Source organism: Candidatus Neomarinimicrobiota bacterium (assembly GCA_021734025.1).
In the GTDB taxonomy this organism is placed as follows: Bacteria; Fidelibacterota; JAANXI01; order JAANXI01; family JAANXI01; genus JAANXI01.
This window is the reverse complement of record JAIPJS010000006.1, coordinates 20,631-42,583: the sequence shown is the minus strand read 5'-3', so window position 1 is coordinate 42,583 and position 21,953 is coordinate 20,631. Positions and strand designations below refer to the sequence as shown.

At 37.6% G+C, this 21,953-nt stretch carries 21 protein-coding genes and 1 pseudogene; all 22 read left to right on the top strand.

Annotated elements, in window-relative coordinates:
• The first annotated feature begins 409 nt into the window (after positions 1-409).
• The 22 genes and pseudogenes from K9N57_08565 to K9N57_08460 all read left to right on the top strand — a co-directional run bounded on the left by K9N57_08565 (position 410) and on the right by K9N57_08460 (position 21,938).
• Positions 410-1,384 (top strand): GDP-L-fucose synthase, encoded by a 975-nt coding sequence (locus K9N57_08565; GenBank protein ID MCF7804228.1) that lies wholly within the window; start codon positions 410-412, stop codon positions 1,382-1,384.
• 75 nt (positions 1,385-1,459) lie between these two features.
• A pseudogene (locus K9N57_08560) lies at positions 1,460-1,818 on the top strand (four helix bundle protein).
• A gap of 126 nt (positions 1,819-1,944) precedes the next feature.
• The gene (gene gmd / locus K9N57_08555; protein ID MCF7804227.1) at positions 1,945-3,030 is read left to right on the top strand and encodes a GDP-mannose 4,6-dehydratase; all 1,086 of its coding nucleotides are present in this window, start codon (positions 1,945-1,947) and stop codon (positions 3,028-3,030) included.
• A complete protein-coding gene (locus K9N57_08550; GenBank protein ID MCF7804226.1) occupies positions 3,023-3,955 on the top strand; it encodes an SDR family oxidoreductase in 933 nt (310 codons plus the stop codon). The genes gmd and K9N57_08550 overlap by 8 nt, the downstream gene beginning before the upstream one ends.
• A gap of 3 nt (positions 3,956-3,958) precedes the next feature.
• On the top strand, positions 3,959-4,930 hold the full coding sequence (locus K9N57_08545) for an NAD-dependent 4,6-dehydratase LegB (GenBank protein ID MCF7804225.1): 972 nt from the start codon (positions 3,959-3,961) through the stop codon (positions 4,928-4,930).
• Positions 4,923-6,083 carry a LegC family aminotransferase gene (locus K9N57_08540; GenBank protein MCF7804224.1) on the top strand — a complete coding sequence of 387 codons (1,161 nt, stop codon included), beginning with the start codon at positions 4,923-4,925 and terminating at the stop codon, positions 6,081-6,083. Before K9N57_08545 ends, K9N57_08540 begins: the two co-directional genes overlap by 8 nt.
• Positions 6,080-6,715, top strand: a complete 636-nt coding sequence (locus tag K9N57_08535) for an acetyltransferase (protein MCF7804223.1) — start codon at positions 6,080-6,082, stop codon at positions 6,713-6,715. Before K9N57_08540 ends, K9N57_08535 begins: the two co-directional genes overlap by 4 nt.
• 7 nt (positions 6,716-6,722) lie before the next feature.
• On the top strand, positions 6,723-7,883 hold the full coding sequence (gene neuC, locus K9N57_08530; GenBank protein MCF7804222.1) for a UDP-N-acetylglucosamine 2-epimerase: 1,161 nt from the start codon (positions 6,723-6,725) through the stop codon (positions 7,881-7,883).
• Positions 7,884-7,893: 10 nt separating this feature from the next.
• The gene (gene neuB / locus K9N57_08525) at positions 7,894-8,928 is read left to right on the top strand and encodes an N-acetylneuraminate synthase (GenBank protein MCF7804221.1); all 1,035 of its coding nucleotides are present in this window, start codon (positions 7,894-7,896) and stop codon (positions 8,926-8,928) included.
• Entirely contained in the window at positions 8,921-10,006 is a 1,086-nt protein-coding gene (locus K9N57_08520) for a nucleotidyltransferase family protein (GenBank protein MCF7804220.1), read from the top strand. Before neuB ends, K9N57_08520 begins: the two co-directional genes overlap by 8 nt.
• Complete coding sequence (locus K9N57_08515; GenBank protein MCF7804219.1) at positions 10,003-10,719, top strand: acylneuraminate cytidylyltransferase family protein; 717 nt, start codon at positions 10,003-10,005, stop codon at positions 10,717-10,719. The genes K9N57_08520 and K9N57_08515 overlap by 4 nt, the downstream gene beginning before the upstream one ends.
• Positions 10,716-12,035 carry an aminotransferase class III-fold pyridoxal phosphate-dependent enzyme gene (locus K9N57_08510; GenBank protein MCF7804218.1) on the top strand — a complete coding sequence of 440 codons (1,320 nt, stop codon included), beginning with the start codon at positions 10,716-10,718 and terminating at the stop codon, positions 12,033-12,035. The genes K9N57_08515 and K9N57_08510 overlap by 4 nt, the downstream gene beginning before the upstream one ends.
• Position 12,036: 1 nt before the next feature.
• Complete coding sequence (locus K9N57_08505; GenBank protein ID MCF7804217.1) at positions 12,037-12,774, top strand: SDR family oxidoreductase; 738 nt, start codon at positions 12,037-12,039, stop codon at positions 12,772-12,774.
• A 76-nt stretch (positions 12,775-12,850) separates the two neighbouring features.
• Complete coding sequence (locus K9N57_08500; GenBank protein MCF7804216.1) at positions 12,851-13,840, top strand: Gfo/Idh/MocA family oxidoreductase; 990 nt, start codon at positions 12,851-12,853, stop codon at positions 13,838-13,840.
• Positions 13,825-14,784 carry a Gfo/Idh/MocA family oxidoreductase gene (locus K9N57_08495; GenBank protein ID MCF7804215.1) on the top strand — a complete coding sequence of 320 codons (960 nt, stop codon included), beginning with the start codon at positions 13,825-13,827 and terminating at the stop codon, positions 14,782-14,784. The genes K9N57_08500 and K9N57_08495 overlap by 16 nt, the downstream gene beginning before the upstream one ends.
• Position 14,785: 1 nt before the next feature.
• On the top strand, positions 14,786-15,559 hold the full coding sequence (gene rfbF / locus K9N57_08490; GenBank protein MCF7804214.1) for a glucose-1-phosphate cytidylyltransferase: 774 nt from the start codon (positions 14,786-14,788) through the stop codon (positions 15,557-15,559).
• On the top strand, positions 15,553-16,632 hold the full coding sequence (gene rfbG, locus K9N57_08485) for a CDP-glucose 4,6-dehydratase (protein MCF7804213.1): 1,080 nt from the start codon (positions 15,553-15,555) through the stop codon (positions 16,630-16,632). Before rfbF ends, rfbG begins: the two co-directional genes overlap by 7 nt.
• A gap of 50 nt (positions 16,633-16,682) precedes the next feature.
• Positions 16,683-18,002 carry a lipopolysaccharide biosynthesis protein RfbH gene (rfbH, locus tag K9N57_08480; GenBank protein ID MCF7804212.1) on the top strand — a complete coding sequence of 440 codons (1,320 nt, stop codon included), beginning with the start codon at positions 16,683-16,685 and terminating at the stop codon, positions 18,000-18,002.
• 3 nt (positions 18,003-18,005) lie between these two features.
• Positions 18,006-18,689 (top strand): FAD-dependent oxidoreductase, encoded by a 684-nt coding sequence (locus K9N57_08475; GenBank protein MCF7804211.1) that lies wholly within the window; start codon positions 18,006-18,008, stop codon positions 18,687-18,689.
• Between the two features lie 34 nt (positions 18,690-18,723).
• Positions 18,724-19,617, top strand: a complete 894-nt coding sequence (locus K9N57_08470; GenBank protein MCF7804210.1) for an NAD-dependent epimerase/dehydratase — start codon at positions 18,724-18,726, stop codon at positions 19,615-19,617.
• Between the two features lie 19 nt (positions 19,618-19,636).
• Complete coding sequence (locus K9N57_08465) at positions 19,637-20,989, top strand: FAD-dependent oxidoreductase (protein ID MCF7804209.1); 1,353 nt, start codon at positions 19,637-19,639, stop codon at positions 20,987-20,989.
• Complete coding sequence (locus K9N57_08460; GenBank protein ID MCF7804208.1) at positions 20,976-21,938, top strand: TIGR00180 family glycosyltransferase; 963 nt, start codon at positions 20,976-20,978, stop codon at positions 21,936-21,938. Before K9N57_08465 ends, K9N57_08460 begins: the two co-directional genes overlap by 14 nt.
• Positions 21,939-21,953 lie beyond the last annotated feature (15 nt).

Genomic DNA, 21,953 nt, shown 5'->3' with positions numbered 1-21,953 from the left:
TCAAGAACCGCCTGCCAAGGCCGATAAAAAAACGAGAAATCGGTTTTGTTTTTATTTGGCCTCCAATTCAATTTCGCTCTATCGGCCTATGGCCGGAGGTTGGCAAAACCAGTTGTCTGAGCGGAGCGAGTTTCTGGTTTTGCCCCGGAGGTCATTGCTGCCGATACCGAAATTGAATTGGCAGCCTTGACCTTTTCGCCCTTTTGGGTCAAGCCAAAAGGGCGTCAAAATGGCGTGTCAAAATTGAAAACATCGCCTTGATTTTTTCTCCACTTTTTCATCAAGGAAAAAGTGGGAACAAAAAGAGTTTAGAAAATGCTCTTTAGCAAAACTTATCAAACTCCCTATAATCAACACCCATCCCGATGAACCTCAAAAATCGCATCAATAATAAAAGCCTAATATCATTATGAAAAAAACCGCAAAAATTTACGTAGCAGGCCACAACGGTATGGTAGGCTCCGCAATTGTGCGACGGTTGCAGGAGGAAGACTACAAAAATTTAGTTCTTAGGACCCACGACGAATTGGATCTGCTGCGACAAAAGGATGTTGAGGAATTTTTTAGAAATGAAAAGCCCGAATACGTATTTGTAGCGGCCGCGAAAGTAGGTGGAATCCTGGCAAATGATACTTACCGTGCAGAATTCATTTACGAAAACCTCCAGATCCAGAATAACATCATCCACAATGCATATAAAAATGGTGCCAAAAAGCTGATTTTCCTGGGAAGTTCCTGCATTTACCCGAAACATGCGCCGCAGCCTATGAAGGAAGAATACCTGCTTACCGGTGAACTTGAAAAAACCAACGAACCCTACGCCATCGCGAAAATCGCCGGTATTAAAATGTGCGAAAACTACTACCGGCAGTATGGCTCAAACTTCTTTTCGGTAATGCCGACAAACCTCTATGGACCTAACGACAATTTCGATCTTGAAACGTCACACGTACTCCCGGCGCTCATCCGAAAGTTTCATGAAGCAACCCACTCAACAACTCAACAACTCAACAATTCAACCGTAACCCTCTGGGGTACCGGCGAACCGAAACGCGAATTCCTTCACGTCGATGACATGGCAGACGCCTGTGTCTATCTAATGAAAACAATTGACGCTAGCCAAGTCTATAATAAAGACATCACCCACATCAACATCGGTGTTGGTGAGGACATCAGCATCAATAACCTAGCCGGATTAATTGCCGATATCGTCGGCTTCGAAGGGCAAATTGAACACGACACCTCAAAACCCGATGGCACACCACGAAAATTGTTAGACGTGTCCTGGCTGCATGAGTTAGGGTGGGAGCATTCGATTTCGTTGAAAGAAGGGATTCAGAATACATATGATTGGTATCTTGAAAATGTCGAGAAAGATGGTTGAGACGTTTAGGCGTTTAGTAGATTAGGCGTTGAGGAGAATTTCGGGTTACTTAAGAAATAGGTTAACACAATTTTTATGGAATACAGTTTTGAAAAATTGGATGTTTGGAAAAAGGCAAAAGATTTTGTGGTTAGAATTTATAAGGTAACTGCCGATTTTCCGGAAGAGGAAAAATTTGGATTAATTTCTCAGTTGAGGAGAGCATCCGTATCAATCAGTTCGAATATTGCAGAGGGTTCCTCCCGGACGTCTCCTGATGACCAGGGACGCTTTTACATAATAGCATATAGTTCAGCTATTGAAGTATTGAACCAATTAATAATCAGCACCGATTTAAATTCCTCGATGACAAAACTTATAATGAATTACGGTCGGAAATCGAACACATAACGGCAATGCTCAACCGCCTCCACAACTCAACCCAAAAACACTAAATTCCTAAACCCACTAAACTTCTAAACTCATAAACAATGATTTTTCTAAACTTCTAAACCACTCAACTAATCAACTTATTCCTTAAACATGCAACATTTTATTTTCAGCACTAAAGGTTCGATAACATGACTAATCGCAACAAAATCGCCCTCATCACAGGAATAACAGGCCAGGACGGCTCATATTTAGCGGAGCTGCTCCTGGAAAAAGGCTACGAAGTACACGGCGTGATCCGTAGAGCTAGTACATTTAATACCAAAAGAATAGATCACCTGTACAAAGATCCCCATAAAGAAGACGTACAAATGTATCTCCACTACGGGGACATGACCGACAGCAGTAACCTGAACAGGCTGCTCGAAAAAATAGCCCCTGACGAAATCTATAACCTTGCTGCCCAGAGCCATGTGAAAGTATCATTTGAAGTACCGGAATACACCGCTGAGGTTGATGGAATAGGTGTTCTACGGTTTCTTGATGCTATAAAAGAGGTCGGGTTAAAAGACACAACAAAATTTTACCAGGCATCCACAAGTGAAATGTACGGTAAGGTTCAGGAAGTTCCGCAAAATGAAGAGACACCATTTTATCCACGATCTCCTTATGGAGTAGCAAAATTATATGCCTACTGGATTGTAAAAAACTATCGTGAAGCATATGATCTGTTCGCAGTAAATGGCATACTTTTTAATCATGAGTCCCCCCGCCGCGGTGAGACTTTTGTTACCAGAAAAATCACACGGGCAGCCGCCAGGATTAAAGCCGGACTGCAAAAGAAACTTTATCTCGGGAACCTAGAAGCCAAGCGTGACTGGGGCTATGCCCCGGAATATTGCGAAGGCATGTGGCTGATGTTACAGCAGGATGAGCCGGATGATTATGTGCTGGCTACCGGTGAAACCCATTCAGTAAGGGAGTTTACGGAACTTGCATTTCGGGAGGTGGGAATTTCTCTTGATTGGCAAGGTGAAGGTGTGAATGAAATTGGAGTTGTGAGTGGTATCGCTGGAGATAATTCTGAGAATGGCATTAAAAAAGGTGATGTGATTATAGAAGTCGATTCCGATTATTTCCGACCAACTGAAGTGGACCTGCTAGTGGGAGATTCTTCAAAAGCTAAAAAAGGTTTTAAATGGCAGCCCCAAATTGGGTTTAAAAAATTAGTAAAAATTATGATTGAATCAGATTGGAAGAAGGTAAATATTGAGTAAATTTTTAGTTACAGGCGGTGCCGGTTTTATTGGCTCAAATATAGTACACAGATTAGTCGAAATTGGTCATTCGGTTCGGGTGTTGGACAATTTCTCAACCGGACGGAGAGAAAACATCCAGGATGTAATTGAAGATATAACACTAATAGAAGGCGATTTAAGAAGCTATCACATCGTACAGGAGGCGGTGGATGATGTTGATTTTATCCTCCACCAGGGTGCGCTACCTTCAGTTCCCCGGTCAATTGCTGATCCAGTAACATCAAATGAAGTGAACGTAAGCGGAACCCTAAATATTTTACACGCAGCGCTCGAGGCAGGTGTAAAAAAAGTAGTCTTTGCCTCCTCATCATCAATTTACGGGGACAGTGAAAAACTGCCAAAAACCGAAGATATGACCCCGAACCCGTTATCACCTTATGCTGTTTCAAAGATGGCCGGTGAAAAATATTGCAAAGTGTTTGCTGATATCTATGGTTTACACACCATAGCATTACGGTATTTTAATGTATTTGGACCAGGTCAGGATCCTACTTCCCAATATTCTGCTGTCATACCAAAATTTATCACATCTATGCTTGAAGGAAGGTCCCCAACAATTTACGGCGATGGTGAGCAGTCACGGGATTTTACATATATTGATAATGTGGTGAAGGCTAATATTTTGGCGACCGAATCTGATTTCCCAGCAGGACTTGTTGTGAATTGTGCCGGGCATCAGAGAATAAGTGTGAATGAACTTGTAAATTCGATTAATAAAATAGCCGGAAGTAGCATTCAGGCAACTTACGATGATAAAAGACCTGGTGATGTGAAGCATTCCTATGCTGATATTAATTTAATTAAAAAGTATTTGGACTTTCGTCCTGAAACTTCATTCAATGAGGGACTCCAACAAACGATTAATTGGTATAACAAAGGGTAATTAGTGAAGATTTTAATTACTGGCGCTGCTGGTTTTATTGGATCTCATTTTTCTGAGTATTTAGTAGAGAAAGGCTACGATGTTATTGCATTTGATCGATATAATCCAAATAATCATTGGGGCTGGCTTGAAAATTCAAAATATAAGAATGATTTAGAAGTGAAGTTAGGAGATATCCGGGATTACGATTCGGTTTATAACGCTGTAAAAGACTGTGATGTTGTTTTTCACCTTGCCGCATTAATTGGAATTCCATATTCATATATTTCTCCAATGGCATATATACGTACCAATGTAGAAGGTACATATAATGTTCTTGAAGCAAGTAGGCAATTGGATATTCAACAGGTATTAATTACTTCAACTAGCGAAACCTATGGAAGTGCGCAATACGTACCAATTGATGAAAAACATCTACTCGTTGGTCAATCGCCGTATTCTGCTTCAAAAATTGGTGCCGACCAGTTGGCATTAAGTTATTATAAATCCTTCGATACCCCCGTAAAAATTGTGCGACCATTTAACACCTTCGGTCCCCGGCAATCAGCACGGGCCATTATTCCAACCGTTATCAGTCAAATTCTCAATGGACAAGAAAAAATCAAACTCGGTAATTTGTCACCAACACGGGATTTAACCTATGTGAAAGACACAATAAATGGGTTTCATGAAATATTTAAATCCGATTCACTGTTTGGTGAGGTGACCAATATCGGGATGAAGGAAGAAGTGTCTATTGGTGAATTAGTGAATTTGATATCAGAGATTATGGAAAGTGACATTGAAATAGTGACCGATGAAAAGAGAGTCCGTCCTAAGAAGAGTGAAGTAGAACGTTTATATTGTGATAATAAAAAGATAATGTTTGCAACAAGTTGGAGACCAAAATATACCCTGGAGGAAGGGTTGCGGGAAACAATCGACTGGATCAAATCAAATTTTGACCATTTTAAACCTGAAGTATATAATGTCTGACCAAATACCTTTATCAATACCATCACTCAAGGGTAATGAGTGGAAATATATCAAGGAATGCCTGGATACCGAATGGGTCTCCTCCGCAGGAAAATATGTAGATAAATTTGAGCAAGACATCGCAAAGTATGTGGGAGTCAAACATGCTGTGGCTTGTGTTAATGGAACAGCAGCGCTTCATGTCGCTCTCAGAATTGTGGGAGTAATGCCAAGTGATGAAGTCATCGTTCCAACCCTTACCTTTATTGCTCCCATCAATACTGTCCGGTATTTGAACGCAGAACCGTTATTTATGGATTGCGATGAATACTATAATATTGATATTGAAAAAACTATTGCCTTTATTGAAAATGAAACCGTTTTTGAAAACGGTGAAACCAAAAACAAGAAAACAGGTAGTAGAATATCTGCAATTATTCCGGTTCATGTATTCGGAAATGCAGTTGATATTGAACCATTGCTTCCAATTTGCAAGGAAAGAAATATTAAAATTGTAGAAGATGCTTCGGAAAGCCTTGGAACATACTATACTTCTGGTGAATTGGTGAATAAATATACGGGAACAGTTGGCGATATTGGTTGCTATTCCTTCAATGGGAATAAAATAATTACTACGGGTGGCGGCGGGATGATTGTCACAGATAACCAAGAATATGCTGAAAGAGCAAGATATCTTACTACACAGGCAAAAGACGATCCTACACGCTATATTCACAATGAAATTGGGTATAATTACCGCTTAACAAATATTCAGGCTGCAATGGGAGTGGCGCAACTGGAGCAATTGAATGATTATACTGAAAGAAAGACAAACAATTATAACAAGTACAGAGATTATTTAAATGAAATTTCGGGACTTTCATTGGCCGGGGTTCCGGATTATGCAAAACATAATTACTGGATGTATCCGCTGCAAATTGACACTGATGTATATCCAAAAGACAGGGAAAAACTGATGACATATTTGAATGATAACGGCGTCCAAACCCGGCCGGTATGGAAGTTAAACCATACTCAACTGCCCTACCAAAATGACTTTAATTATGATATTGATAAAGCAATCCAATTAACCAAAAATAGTTTGCTGTTACCAAGCAGTGTTACCTTGCAGGAAGAGCAAATTGAACATATTATTGAATTATTGAAAAGTTGAAAGATATTGTAATAATTGGCGGTGGTGGGCATGCAAAGGTCATTCTCGGTATGCTCAAAGATGAAAATGGGTGGAACGTGCTTGGTTATACGGATTTTGAACATCATACAAATTCGTTACCAATAAAGTATTTGGGTACAGATGAAATCCTGTCCGAACTGATTAAAGAATTCCCGGAATGCAATGCCGTATTGGGCATCGGCATTATCTCACCAAAGGATAATCAAAAGAGGAAAAATATTTATAAAAATTTGAAACAACATGGGTATAAATTTCCGGTAATCAAATCAAAACAGGCCATTTTACAAAATGATTGTAAAATATCTGATGGTACAGTAATTATGGCTGGGGCTGTCATCCAACCAAGCGTAAAAATAGGAAAATTGGCGATTATTAACACAAACGCCTCAGTTGACCATGATTGTACCATTGGTGATTCAGTGCATATTGCCCCGGGGGTTACAGTAAGTGGCGACGTTATAATCGGGAAGGAGTCATTTATTGGTGCTGGTGCCTCAATTGTGCAGTCAGTTAACCTTGCTGATGAATGTATTATTGGAGCTGGGGCAGTTGTTACTAAAAGCATAACCATGCCTGGAAAATATGTGGGGGTTCCAGCTAAATTAATGTGATGGGAATATTTTGAAAACAGTTGCGATTTTTACAACAACGCGTGCAGAATTTGGTTTGTTTGCCCCACTGATTGAGGCAATTAAAAATTCAAAAAAATTGGAGTATAATCTGTTTGTAGGAGGTACCCATCTTAAAAGTAATTATGGAGAAACAATACGGGAAATACGGGAAAATAAATTTAATATTACAGGTACCTTCGATTATTTGTTGAATAATGATTCAAGTGCATCATTGAGCAAATCATTGGGGATTGCCACTTATGAACTTTCTAATATTTTTAGGGAATATGAGTTTGATTTTGCATGTGTGCTTGGTGATCGATTTGAACTGTTGAGTATAATTGGTAACGCTATATTGTTTAAACGGCCAATTATTCATATTCATGGCGGGGAAAAGACGGAGGGGGCAATTGACGAGCAAATTCGCCATATGGTTACAAAGGCAGCACACATACACTTTGTCGCGTGTGAAGAATATGCAACCAATATAGAGAGAATGGGGGAAGCCGAATGGCGTATATATAACACCGGGGCGCTGGGAATCGATAATATTGTAAATGAAAAGAAAATTCAAAAATCTGAATTATTTAAAAAATTGAATCTGGACGAGGAACGTGAAACTGTCTTGATGACATATCATCCAGTGACTCTTGAGTTTGAAGTACCAATTTCTCAACAGGTTAAGAATATATTTTCAGCGTTATCTAAATGGGGTTTCCAGGTCGTCATTACCGCACCAAATATTGAGACAGAGCGTGAAAAAGTGATGACATTCATTAGAAAAAAAATGAGTGAAAATACCAATTACCATTTTTTCGATTCGCTGGGGTTTAAAAATTATCATAGCTTAATCCCTCACTGTAAGTTTGTCATAGGGAATTCATCCAGTGGGATAATAGAGGTGCCGTTTTTTAAGATCCCAACTGTCAATATTGGAAGTAGACAAGATGGGAGAATAAGGCATCCAAGTGTAATTGATACGAACTATGCAGTTGATTCTATTAGGAATGGAATTACAAAAGCCCTTGACCAGAATTTCAGAAAGTCCTTGGGAGATATGGAATTTAAATTTGGTGACGGTCATGCTGCCGAGAAGATGGTGAGAATAATTAATCAAACAAGGGTTGATCAAAACTTTTTACGAAAAAAAATAACGTTTCAAGGTTAGTAAAGTCGAAATGACCAAAGCCTTTATAATCGCGGAAGCTGGGGTTAATCATAATGGCAATATTAATATAGCTAAACGACTGATTGATGCTGCTGTTCAGGCCGGATCTGATGCTGTAAAGTTCCAGGCATTTATTGCTGATAAATTAGTTTCAAAAGGAGCAAAAAAAGCAGATTACCAGATTAAAAACATGTCAAAATCTGAGGAAGCGCAGTATGAAATGCTGAAAAAACTGGAGTTTTCTAATAAAGACTTCCGGGAATTAAAAGATTATTGTGATTCTAATGATATTGAATTTATGACAACTCCATTTGATGAGGACAGTGCTGATTCGGTAGTCGATCTATTAAAACGTATAAAAATTCCCTCCGGCGAAATAACAAATCTTCCATTTGTAAAATATCTTGCCCAAAAAGGAAAACCCCTTATTCTCTCCACCGGTATGAGTACTCTTGGAGAAGTTGAGAAGGCTGTGAATATTCTCGCTGAGAATCAAAATATTGATGAGGGAGATATTCCCACTCTTACAGTTTTGCATTGTACCACAAATTATCCGTGTCCCTATGAAGAAGTGAATTTAAATGCAATGCTTACATTGAAAAATGCTTTCAATTTACCTGTTGGTTACTCAGATCATACCCTTGGGATTGAAGTGCCAATTGCTGCCGCTGCAATGGGAGCAACGGTGGTTGAAAAGCATTTCACATTAGATCGATCCATGGAAGGCCCAGACCATAAGGCTTCTCTTGAACCGGATGAATTGAAAAGAATGGTGCAGTCAATCCGTAATATCGAAATTGCGATTGGCGATGGAAGGAAGAGGCCGAATCAAAGTGAACTTAAAATAATGAACGATGTACGCAAGAGCATTATTGCAAAGGAGGAAATATCTTCTGGGACAAAAATTACTTCGAATATGATAGAGATAAAACGACCTGGTAATGGTCTCCCGCCCGATGATATGGAAAAAATTATTGGCTTGAGAATCTACAAAGATAAAAAAGCTGAGGACGTATTAACCTGGGAAGATTTTAAATATGAATAAGGACGAAATTCAAAAATTAACAATACGAAAAGATACCACACTTCAACATTCATTGAAAAAACTTGATGAAGGTGGCGAGAAAATTCTTTATGTATTGGATGAAAATGAAAAATTTTATGGAACTCTCACCGATGGCGACATCAGACGGTGGATTTTAAACACCGGTGGACTTTCAGGCACTGCGGGCGAGATATGTAATGAGAATCCAATCTCAGTTGAGACTGGTTATAACATTGAATCAATAAAATCGATATTACTCGAGAAAAAGATTGAATCAGTCCCCATCGTAGAAAACGGTAAAATAATAGACATTCTTGTATGGGAAAAGGTATTTGAAGGAGACTATACAGAAGAACAAAATACCCAGGGAATGTTAACAAAGTTGGATATCCCCGTTGTAATAATGGCAGGCGGAAAAGGCACCCGCCTAGACCCGTTTACCCGTATTTTGCCCAAACCGTTAATACCAATCGGCGAAAAACCCATTATTGAAATTATAATAGATCGGTTTCGGAAATGGGATATTAACAAGTTTTATCTATCTGTAAACCATAAATCACGGGTCATCAAAGCTTTTTTTGAGGAATTGAATCCATCGTATTCTATTGAATACCTTGAAGAAGAAGAACCGCTGGGTACGGCAGGGAGCTTAAAATTCCTTGAGGGACGTATTCAAGGCCCATTCATTGTCTCCAATTGTGACATAATCATTGATGAGGATTATGCTGAAGTACTTCAATATCACCAAGAGGAGGATAATGATATTACACTTGTTGCCTCAGTGAAAAATTATAATATTCCGTATGGCGTGTGTGATATTGAAAATGGAGGTATTTTGAAACAGATCCGCGAAAAACCCGAGTACAATTTTCTGGTGAATACAGGGTTATATATTATTAACAGTGAAGCTCTTAAATACATTCCAAAAGACACATTTTTTCACACGACTGATTTAATCGCTGAATTACAGAAACAAGGGAAAAGTATTGGTGTATACCCGGTTAGCGAAAAATCCTGGATTGATGTTGGAGAGTGGGAGGAATATCAAAGTACTATTGCACAGTTTAAAAATTTATGATAAATAGTAAACGCATTTTGGCGGTTATTCCTGCTCGAAAAGGATCTAAAGGACTACCGGGTAAAAACAAAAAAAATCTTTTGGGTAAACCTTTAGTCTTGTATCCGATCGAAACGGCTAAAAACTCGAAATATGTTGATGAAATTTTTTTAACCACCGATGACATAGAAATACAAGAAATTGGGTTAAGTGAAGATATAAGTTGTCCGGAGATGAGGCCACCTAAATTTTCCTCAGACACAGCGTCCTCTTTCTCTGTGATTAAGTATGTAATAAATTATTACAAGAAGAATAACAAAGATTTTCAGTACATTGTATTATTAGAACCAACATCCCCGTTGACAGAACACACAGATATTGATAATGCTTTGGAAATATTGGATAACAGTAGAGATGTTGCTGATTCTATAGTGGGAGTGGCTCGGGTTGAATCTCAACACCCCAAATTTATTGTAGGACTTACTTCAAATAATATTATTAAACCCTATCTCTCAGGATTCAGTTCACTAAGACGCCAGGAAATTGAAAGATTGTTTTATTATGATGGGAGCTTTTATATTTCTGATACTAAAGTCCTGCTAAATGAAAAGTCCTTTTATCATGAAAGGTGCATAGGATTTGAAATGCCAAAATCGAAGTCATTTGAAGTCGATGATATGATTGATTTTTTATGTGTTGAATCCATTCTGAAGAATAATGAGAAAATAAAATGAAAACTTCAGGAACCGGACAAAACCTTTGGAAAAATGCAAAAGATATAATCCCGGGAGGGAATCAACTTCTCTCAAAGAGAAGTGAAATGTTTTTACCAGGACTATGGCCTAGCTATTATAAGAAAGCAGCGGGATGCGAAGTTTGGGATATGGACGGCAATCATTTCTATGACTTTGCTCAAATGGGGGTCGGTTCATGCATATTGGGTTATGCGGATGGTGACGTTAATTCTGCAGTTGCGAGTGCTATTTCTAATGGCTCTATGAGTACTTTAAATTGCCCCGAAGAAGTCCAACTTGCTGAGAAATTGATAGAACTCCATCCCTGGGCTGAGATGGTACGTTTTTCCAGGACAGGGGGTGAGGCATGTGCCATTGCTACCAGAATTGCTCGTGCAGCGTCCGGCAAAGATAAAATAGCTTTTTGTGGTTATCATGGGTGGCACGACTGGTATCTTGCATCCAATCTGGCAGATGACTCAAATTTAGACGGACAACTATTACCCGGACTCCAACCGAAAGGTGTGCCGAAAGGATTAAAAGGGAGTGCGATCCCATTTCATTATAACTCATTAGACGAATTACAATCCATCATTGATAGGAACCCCGGCGAAATTGGCGTCATATATCTGGAGCCTCAGCGAGGAACTCCACCCGAAGAAGGATTTCTTGAGGGAGTTAGAGGGATAGCGGATAATAATAACGCGGTTTTAATATTTGATGAGGTAACATCCGGTTTTCGCATGAACCCGGGAGGTATTCACTTAAAATATAATGTGAATCCCGATATGGCAGTGTTTGGAAAAGCGCTTGGTAATGGATATCCGATCTCTACAGTGATTGGAAAGCGAGATGTTATGGATGCCGCTCAGGATACCTTTATCAGTTCAACATTTTGGACTGAAAGAATTGGCCCGACGGCTGCTCTGGCGACTATAGACAAGTATATTTCAAATTCAGTTCATGAGAAATTGATTGAATATGGAGAAAGGATTAATAGTGGCTGGCAGGATATTGCAGAAAATAATGCTCTTAACATTAGCGTCTCAGGGATCTCTCCACTGACTCACATACATTTCGATTGTTATGATCCTCCAGCAGCCCAAACTTATTATACTCAAGAGATGTTAAAAAAAGGGTATCTGGTGGGAGCGGCAGTGTATACTACTTATGCCTATAGTACAGATATAATTAATCAGTTTTTAGAAGCCTCATCTGATGTTTTCACGGAGCTAGCCAAATTAATTCAAGAAGAAAAAATCGAAGAAAAATTAATGTTTGAAAAAAAACATTCCGGGTTTGCACGGCTGGCCTAATATGAATTTATCCGGAAAGATAGTTATCGTAACAGGTGGGACTGGCTTATTGGGGAAGGCTATGGTAAGTCATATTTCCTCCGCCGGCGCTCAGGTTATAAATTTTGATGTAAAAAAAGGTGATGGAAAAGAATCTGAAACAATCATTTGTGACGTGACTAGCGAAAACCACGTTCAAAAAAAAATAAATGGAGTATTAGAAAATTATGGTAGCATTCATGGTTTAGTGAATAATGCTTATCCACGTACTGATGATTGGGGTACTGACTTTGAGGAATTATCTTTTGATTCGTGGAAGAAAAATGTGGATTGGCAATTAAATAGTTACGCTATGGTTAATCAAAAAGTACTCCCCATAATGAGGAATGCCGGTGGAGGATCCATTGTAAATATCGCATCAATTTATGGTATAGTAGGCAATGATATGACTATCTATGATGGAACTGAGATCAATCCATCTGCAGCTTATTCCGCAATCAAAGGTGGTATTGTAAATCTAACTAGATTTCTTGCCTCCAAGTATGGACCATATAATGTGAGAATAAATTGTGTATCTCCAGGGGGGATTTTTAACAATCAACCGAAAAAATTCGTGGAAGCATACGAAAAGAGAGTTCCAATGACACGGATGGGGAAACCGGAGGATATAGCCCCCGCAGTTACGTTTTTATTATCCGATGAGGCTAAATATATAACAGGACATAATTTGGTAGTTGATGGTGGTTGGACAATAATCTAATAACGAACCCAAAAATATTTTTACCAGAATATTCTATAAAACTTTAAAGTTATTGGCCTAAAGGACAAACAAGTTTGTGGATAAACATAAGTATATAGCAATTATTGGAGCTGGACAGTTAGGCAGCAGGCATTTACAAGGTTTAACTAAATCTAAAAAGTCTATGAAAATTTTTGTAATAGATCCTGATAAACATGCACTTGAGTCAGCAAAAACTCGATATCAAGAATCAATAAATCCACAAACGACGAGCACTGTCTATTATCATAAACATATAAAACTACTACCCAAGAATCTTGATTTGGCAATTATGGCGACAACTGCAAACGTACGTAAGAATGTAACTGATTTACTACTTAAACATGCAGATATAAAAAACCTAATCTTGGAAAAAGTGGTTTTTCAGGATAGTCGGGATTTTTCTATAATGAATAAGCGGTTTGATGAAACGAACACCAAAACTTGGGTGAACTGTTCGAGGCGTGCCTATCCTTTTTTTAAAGAGATAAAAGGTATATTACATAAATCAAAAACTGTTTTTATTAAAGTAAAGGGAGAGAATTGGGGGTTAGCATCTAATTCAATACACTTTATTGACCTTTTATCTTATTTGACGGATGCGAAAAATTTTAATGTTGATATTTCAGGACTGCAACCTCAGCTAGTACCGTCAAAACGAGAAGGGTTTATCGAAATTAAAGGAAGTCTAAAAATAATAACAGAAAGAGGGGATTCACTAGAGGCTGTCGACCAGGTATACGCTGCAGATAATTCACTTTCAATTAGTATCAAGACTGAAAATGAGAAGTTTCTTATAAATGAAAATGAAGGTACGTTATGGCATGAAAGTAAGACGAAGACAAGGAAGTCGAATACTAAAGAAATTAGAGTACCTTTTCAGAGTGAAATGACTGGTAAAATTATTGATCAGATTATAGATACCGGACAATGCGATTTAACACCCTATAATGAGTGTCAAATTTATCATATACCAATGTTGGAGGCTTTTAATAGCCACCTATCAAAAATTACGGGAGAAGAATTTCAAGCATGTCCGATAACATGAATAAGAGTCTATGGCTCATTGGGGTGGGGCATATGGCCGTTGAGTATGTGAAGGTCTTGGATGCCCTTAGCGTGCCATTTACTGCAATAGGTCGTGGAGAGGAATCCGCTGCTGCATTTGAAAAGAAATGTGGTAGGACTGTTAGAACGGGTGGGCTTAACAAATGGTTGAATAATTCTGAAGTTCAAAACCCAGAGTCAGCTATCGTTGCAGTAGGTATGGAACAATTAGCACCTGTTACTATCAATTTGTTAAAAAACGGTGTAAAAAAGATTCTCGTTGAAAAACCGGGAGGCTTAAATATAGAAGAAATTAACAAAGTTGCTGAAGAATCTAAAAAACGTGATGCGGATGTTTTCGTAGCATACAATCGACGGTTTTATGCGTCAGTTCAAAAAGCCCAAGAAATTATTCAAGATGATGGTGGAGTCACGTCTTTCCATTTTGAATTTACTGAGTGGTCACATAAAATTAGCGAATTAAAAAAAGCGCCAGGTGTAAAAGAAAATTGGTTTATTGGTAATTCATCACACGTGGTTGACTTGGCATTTTTTCTTGGTAGCCACCCTAAAGAGATTATAAGTTTTACAGCCGGCGGATTGAAGTGGCATCCTGTTGCCTCCATTTTTTCGGGTGCTGGCATTGCAGAGAACGGTGCTCTTTTTTCTTATCAGGCTAATTGGGAAGCCCCCGGCCGGTGGGGGATAGAAATTATGACTCAGAAATATAGATTAATATTCCGGCCATTAGAAAAATTACAGATCCAAGAAATTGGAAGTATAAATACAGATTTTGTTGAAATTGATGATAATTTAGACAAGAATTTCAAACCAGGGTTATACAATGAGACAAAAAACTTTTTAAATAAATCAAAAGACCAATTGTGTACTATACACAACCAGGAAGCAAATATCAAATATTATAAAAAAATGCTTGGACAGTAACATGAAGACAATCATACTTGCAGGGGGTTGGGGGACTCGTCTTGGGCAGTTAACAGATGTGGTTCCAAAACCAATGGTAAAAATCGGTGGAAAGCCGGTACTATGGCATATTATGAAAATTTATTCTCATTATGGGTTTAATGAATTTATATTTGCATTGGGAGTTAAATCAGAGGTTATCAAAGATTATTTTTATAACTATGAAACATTAAATAATGATTTTACTATCGACATGAATAGTAAAAATATTGAGTTTCATAACAATCATGACGAAACAAATTGGAAGGTAACTCTTGTTGATACAGGTTTAAATACCTTAAAAGGGGGAAGGGTTAAAAGAGTTGAGAAATTTTTAAATGATGACATAAATATGCTAACATACGGTGATGGAGTATCAGACGTCAATATTGATGAACTTCTCCAATACCATAAATCGCATGGGAAAACAATCACGATCACAGGGGTGCATCCACCAGCGAGGTTTGGTGAATTGATAGAATCAGATGGTGAGGTACAGGTTTTCCAGGAAAAGCCGCAAACTTCTACCGGATTGATTAATGGGGGTTTTATGGTTTTTAATTCAAAATTATTAAACTATCTCACTCCCGATGAGGATTGCGACCTGGAACATGGTCCAATGGAAGAATTGGCTGCCGAAGGTGAAGTTATGGTCTATAAGCATAAAGGAAATTGGGAGTGTATGGATCATGAGAGAGATGTAGCCCATTTAAATAAACTTTGGAAGCAAGGGAACGCTTTTTGGAAAGTATGGTAAAATTTTTAGAAATCGCGAGTTTCTTTAAAGATAAAAAGGTACTAATTACAGGGCATACGGGTTTCAAGGGATCCTGGCTTTCTCTTGTATTAAATCAATTCGATGCTAAAATAAATGGGTACGCTCTTGAGCCACCTACAATCCCCAGTTTATTTGAAGAAGCCGGACTTGACGATATTGTAGAATCAAAAATTGGAGACGTACGGAACTTAGAAGAATTAACAGAATTCATTCATAACGTTGATCCAGAATTTGTAATCCACATGGCGGCACAGCCGCTTGTAAGAGATTCATACGAAATGCCGGTTGAGACTTATGAGACCAATGTGATTGGAACGGTCAACTTGCTGGAAGCGTGTAGAAAACTCCCGTCATTAAAGGTAATTATAAACGTAACTACGGATAAGTGTTACGAGAATCAAGAATGGCATTGGGGATACCGCGAATATGAGCCAATGGGAGGATACGATCCGTACTCAAATAGTAAGGGGTGTTCGGAGTTAGTGACATCGGCGTATCGTCGATCATTTTATAATCCAATAGACTACGAAGAGCACGGAGTTGCTGTGGCAACTGCACGTGCGGGAAACGTGATTGGTGGGGGAGACTGGGCGTCTGATCGATTGATCCCCGATTTTATTAGAGCTATTTCGGAACAACAAAAATTCAAAATACGTAATCCCCATGCGATCCGGCCCTGGCAACACGTGATGGAACCCGTTATGGCCTATCTAGTTCTAGCCAGAATGCTATATCTTGAAGGACCGCATTATAGTGGAGCATGGAATTTTGGACCTAATGATGATGATGTGAAAAACGTGGAATGGATAGCAAAAACTATCTGTAATCTCTGGGGAGAGGGAGCCTCCTACAAGGTTAATACTAATACCCAACCTCATGAAGCTAATTATTTGAAACTCGATTGTTCCAAGGCAAAGGCTGAGTTAAACTGGAACCCAAAGTGGGATATTAATATGGCTCTCAGCTCCATTGTAGAATGGAACAAAGCGCGACTGGCTGGTAAGAATGTTCGCCAAATAACTGAAAGACAAATTAATCGATACCTAACTTAACGACAGAATTCAAATTGACGTTATAATTTATAAGGACTTATTTAGCAAATATGGAAAAAGAGAAGACACTACGGCAAGAGATCATTGATAAAACAATTGAATACTACCAAGAGAAATTCGGGAGTAAAGAGTTTTTCCCCGGAAAGTCAAAAGTGAATTATGCCGGTCGGGTATTTAATGAAGAGGAACTGGTTAATGCCGTCAATGCTTCCCTCGATTTTTGGTTGACGGAAGGACGTTACTCCGAAGAGTTTACATTTGAAATTGCTGATTACCTGGGAGTTGATAATGTATTGCTAACAAATTCAGGTTCGTCAGCAAATTTATTGGCGTTCTCTGCATTGACCTCCGAAAAATTAGGGGAAAAGCGACTCAAGCCAGGCGACGAAGTGATTTCCGTTGCAGCAGGATTTCCTGCCACCGTCACACCAATTATTCAATACGGGTTAGTTCCGGTTTTTGTGGATGTAGATATACCAAGCTATAATATTGATGTGGAGATGATGCGTAAGGCTATTACTCCAAAAACGAAATGTATTTTCCTCGCCCACACCCTCGGTAACCCGTTTGATGTCGAAGCAGTGATGGAAATTGCAGAAGAACATGATTTATGGGTTATGGAGGATAACTGTGACGCTTTTGGCAGCGAGTATAATGGGCAGAAAACAGGTACTTTCGGACATATATCCACTATTTCATTTTATCCGGCACATCATATTACCACCGGAGAGGGTGGCGCTGTATGCACTAATGATCCCCAATTAGCCCTGCTAGTTCGTGCGTTTCGTGATTGGGGCAGAGATTGTTATTGTGCTCCTGGTGAAAATAACACCTGCGGAAAGCGATTCTCTCAACAGTTTGGTGATTTACCCTATGGATTCGACCACAAATATGTGTACTCTGAAGTGGGGTACAATCTAAAAATCACAGATATTCAGGCGGCAATCGGTGCTGCACAAATCAAGAAACTGCCGGATTTTTGCGAAAAGCGAAAAGAAAACTTTAAAAAATGGAAGGCAATATTCTCGAAATTTCCAGAATACTTTATATTGCCTGAGGCAACAGATAATTCTGATCCAGCTTGGTTCGCATTTATTGTGACTTTAACCAAGGACGCTCCATTCACGCGAGATGAACTAACGGGATACTTAAACCAGGAACGAATCGAAACGAGAAATTTATTCGCTGGAAATATGACCAAGCAGCCAGCTCTCGTAGATAAAGAATGGCGAATGGCTGAACATCTTGAGAATACGGATTATATTATGCGTAATACCTTTTTTCTGGGCACATATCCCGGATTGACATATGAGATGTTCTATTATGCGGAAAAAGTCATCACTTCGTTTATTGCGGAAAAAACGAATTAACAGATGTTAGCAAAGAAATATCCCTCACGGATTGTTTCGATAACAAAACAGCTGGAAGAAATTTTTACCGTGGAATTCGAATCACTTCGGTGGAGATATAGATACTACCCTGGACAATTTTTGCATTTAGCCATTGATGAAACATATGATGGGGTGGGACAATGGCCCGAATCAAGGTGCTTTTCCATGCAGAGCAATCCTGATGAGGAGAATATAAGAATTACATATGCCGTGAAAGGTAAATTCACTACTCAAATGGAAGAAACAATGGAGGAAGGGGATAAGGTCTGGTTGAAGCTTCCATATGGCGATTTATTTACCCAAGATCATAATAAGGAAAAAACAGTCTTTTTGGCGGGGGGTACAGGGATTACTCCCTTTCTTTCGCTTTTCACACATGAGTCTTTTCGTGAATATAAAAACCCGAAAATTTACTTGGGTTTTCGTTCGAAGAAACACCACATCTATCAGGACGAGTTGACAAATGCGAAGAATCAGTCAAAGATGGTAGAAGTGTATTTTGAAAATCATGATGGACTTATTGACATTGATCGAGTTTTCAAAAAAAATGGTGTAAGTAGCGATTATTTTATCTCCGGGCCCCCGGACATGATTTCTGGCTTTAAAAAAGCGTTAATTGAAAGAGGAGTATCAGAAGGAAGTGTCCTGACGGACGAATGGGAATAAAAAGCTTACTAATGGTTAGTTCATTTCAAAATATATGGAAACAATACTACTAACAGGTGCTACCGGGTTCTTAGGTAGTCACTTACTTGAAGCGCTAGTAAATGAAGGCTATGAAGTTAGCATCATCAAACGTTCCACTTCGAATACGTGGAGAATAAAAAACCTACTTTCTCAAGTTGAAAGTTATGATGTTGATAAAGTGCCGATTGCCAAAGCATTTGAATATAGACGTATCGATGCAGTAGTTCACACTGCTTGCCACTATGGACGAAATGATGACCCAGTGAGCAAAGTTGTTGAGACCAACTTAATGTTTGGCCTACAATTGTTCGAAACGGCTGTTTTTTTCAATACGGCTGTTTTTTTCAATACGGGTACTTTATTACAGAAACATCCTAACGCTTACCTTCATGCTTATACGCTTTCAAAAAAACAGTTCGTTGAATGGCTTCAAGAAATGTCAGATAGGATTAATATAATTAACCTAAAATTAGAACATATGTATGGCCCTAGAGATGATCCCTCAAAATTTACTACTTGGGTTGTTCGGAGTTGCCTTAAAAATAAAGAAAAAATAGAATTGACCCCTGGTGAACAAAAACGTGACTTCATATTTGTAAATGATGTTGTAAACGCTTATAAAATTTTGTTAGAGAAGTATCGTGAGGAAAGTCCAAATTTCTTGGAGTTTGAGGTTGGAAGGGGTAAAGCAGTCACGATACGAAATTTTGTGGAAACCGTTAAAAGGTTAACAAATTCTGAGACTGAACTTGATTTTGGTGCAAAATCATATCGAGAAAATGAGATTATGCATTCTGAAGCTGATATATTTGCATTATCTGATTATGGCTGGAAACCAAGATATAGTTTGAAAGAAGGTCTAAATATTTTAATAAACAATGAAAAAAAATTAAACAGAATATTGTAAGAGGCATGAATTTTTAATTATGAAGACAGTAATTCTTGGTTCTGGTATTGCGGGTCTGAGCATTTCATATTTCCTTGGGCATGAAAATTGTTTAATCTATGAAAAAAAGAATTATTATGGAGGACATGTTCATTCTTACAATAAAAATGGTTTTGTTTGGGACGAAGGTCCACATGTTTCATTTACTAATAACCAATTTGTAAAAGATTTTTTAAAAAAGAGTTTAGGTGAATCACGTATTCTTGAATATCCAGTTGAAACAGTAAATTATTATCATGGAGATTGGATACCTCATCCAGCTCAAAGTAACATGTATGCAATTCCAGAAGGACTTAGGGAAGAATGTTTTAATGATTTTATTAATACGAGAGATGAAAACCATGAAATCGAAAATTATAAAGACTGGCTAATCGCAGCATTTGGGCCAACTTTTTATGAAGAATTTCCCAGAAAATACACAGAGAAATATTGGACTGTTGCGCCTGAAGAACTGACAACTGATTGGATTGGCAAAAGAGTATTTTATCCTGATGTTGAAACGGTAAAGAAGGGCTATAAAGGTGATTTGGATGAACAAACTCATTATATTAAACATGTAAGGTATCCTAAAAACGGTGGGTTTGTTAGTTTTTTGGATGGAATAATGAAAAATTCCAATATTTACTACCGAAAAGACGCCACTAAAATTGATCTTATAGAAAAGAGAATTATATTTAGTGACGACACATCGATTAACTATGATCGCTTAATTTCAACAATACCATTACCAGATTTTGTAAAATTAAGTGATGCTCCAAATGATATTGAATCAGCCTCTAAAAAATTATTATATTCCTCCATCCTTTTAATAAATATTGAAGTAAGCCATCCCGCGGTTAGAAACGAAAATTGGATTTACGTATATGATAAAGGTAAGTATAGTACAAGGATTTATTGTACAGAGATAATGTCGCGCAATAATGCACCAGAGGGAAAATGTGGTATCCAGGTAGAGGTATACTGTTCAAAATATGATAAATTTGAAAAAAGATATTCTGAAATTGCAAGAACTGTAATCGATGAATTAATAGAAATGGGGCTAGTAATTTCTATAGACCATGTTATAAACTTTCATACAAAATTTGTTAGATGGGGAAACGTTATTTTTGATCATAAACGTAAATCAGCTCAAGAAGCAATCCTAAATTGGCTGTCTAATTATGGCCTTGTAAGAGAAGAAGATGACTTAGAACCACTGACTATCTGGGAAAATAAATTTAGGGCAAATGTTAAACTTGGTTCTATTATATTAGCTGGTAGATATGCACAGTGGAAATATTATTGGACTGATGATTGTGTCTTAAGAGGAAAATATATAAGTGAATCTATCTAACAAATTTACGTTAATAATTCCTACTTTTAATAGGCATTCATATGTAAAAAGATCTATAGATTACTATGTTGGAGCACCGTTTAGTGTAATTTACCTGGATTCAAGTGAAGAGTCCATTGAGAATCAGAATTTTAAAAAAAATATTCACTATATACACTGTCCGAAAAAGGGTTTTGTTAAGAAAATTCATACTTGTTTAGAAAATATTAATACAAAATATGTGGCGTTATGTGCAGATGACGATTTTATCCCGTTAGATTCAATAAAATTTGGATTAAAATTTTTGGAGGATAATAACTCTTTTAAAACTGTTCAAGGATTGAATGTAGGATTTCTAAATAAATTCAATGGGGAATTTTATTATTCAAATAATATTCAGTCTTATGATGCCAATGAAATAAATTTTGGGCTAATAAAAAATGCCGAAATCTTTTGGCAAAATTATAGAAATGTTTTATGGTCTTTACAGCATAGAGATAATTTATTAGTATCATTTGACATTTTGTCAAAAAAAAAAATAATCAATGATAACTATATTGAATTTGTAATTGGTTGTATTGCATGTGCTCAAGGAGGTATCAAGTACATAGATAAAATTTGGAATGTTAGAGAACGTTTCGCGGATGATCATTGGGCACATAGACATAAATCTATAAAAAACTTTTATATCAACTCTGAAACAAGAAAAGAATTTAAGCATTTTGAAAAAATCATAGATAATCAAACTATTAAGGGATATTCAAAACATTGTTTAAAAAATTATTTAAAATTTACTGTATTAGATATAGCTAAGCAGATATTTAAACAGTTATTATTAAATTTCCACCTTATTCAAAAATACCCCAAAACAAATACTAATAGCAATCTTGATGAATTAGTGCGGTTGGAATTTAAAAAATACCCACACCTAAAAAATATAAAAAAAATTTTAGAACAGGAATACTACTAATTAATTGTTAAAAAT

Excerpts from the sequence above, each read along its gene's own strand:
- K9N57_08565 (MCF7804228.1), top strand. The coding sequence starts at position 410 with ATGAAAAAAACCGCAAAAATTTACGTAGCAGGCCACAACGGTATGGTA.
- gmd (MCF7804227.1), top strand. The coding sequence starts at position 1,945 with ATGACTAATCGCAACAAAATCGCCCTCATCACAGGAATAACAGGCCAG.
- K9N57_08540 (MCF7804224.1), top strand. The coding sequence starts at position 4,923 with ATGTCTGACCAAATACCTTTATCAATACCATCACTCAAGGGTAATGAG.
- neuB (MCF7804221.1), top strand. The coding sequence starts at position 7,894 with ATGACCAAAGCCTTTATAATCGCGGAAGCTGGGGTTAATCATAATGGC.
- K9N57_08520 (MCF7804220.1), top strand. The coding sequence starts at position 8,921 with ATGAATAAGGACGAAATTCAAAAATTAACAATACGAAAAGATACCACA.
- K9N57_08515 (MCF7804219.1), top strand. The coding sequence starts at position 10,003 with ATGATAAATAGTAAACGCATTTTGGCGGTTATTCCTGCTCGAAAAGGA.
- K9N57_08510 (MCF7804218.1), top strand. The coding sequence starts at position 10,716 with ATGAAAACTTCAGGAACCGGACAAAACCTTTGGAAAAATGCAAAAGAT.
- K9N57_08505 (MCF7804217.1), top strand. The coding sequence starts at position 12,037 with ATGAATTTATCCGGAAAGATAGTTATCGTAACAGGTGGGACTGGCTTA.
- K9N57_08495 (MCF7804215.1), top strand. The coding sequence starts at position 13,825 with ATGTCCGATAACATGAATAAGAGTCTATGGCTCATTGGGGTGGGGCAT.
- rfbF (MCF7804214.1), top strand. The coding sequence starts at position 14,786 with ATGAAGACAATCATACTTGCAGGGGGTTGGGGGACTCGTCTTGGGCAG.
- rfbG (MCF7804213.1), top strand. The coding sequence starts at position 15,553 with ATGGTAAAATTTTTAGAAATCGCGAGTTTCTTTAAAGATAAAAAGGTA.
- rfbH (MCF7804212.1), top strand. The coding sequence starts at position 16,683 with ATGGAAAAAGAGAAGACACTACGGCAAGAGATCATTGATAAAACAATT.
- K9N57_08475 (MCF7804211.1), top strand. The coding sequence starts at position 18,006 with ATGTTAGCAAAGAAATATCCCTCACGGATTGTTTCGATAACAAAACAG.
- K9N57_08470 (MCF7804210.1), top strand. The coding sequence starts at position 18,724 with ATGGAAACAATACTACTAACAGGTGCTACCGGGTTCTTAGGTAGTCAC.
- K9N57_08465 (MCF7804209.1), top strand. The coding sequence starts at position 19,637 with ATGAAGACAGTAATTCTTGGTTCTGGTATTGCGGGTCTGAGCATTTCA.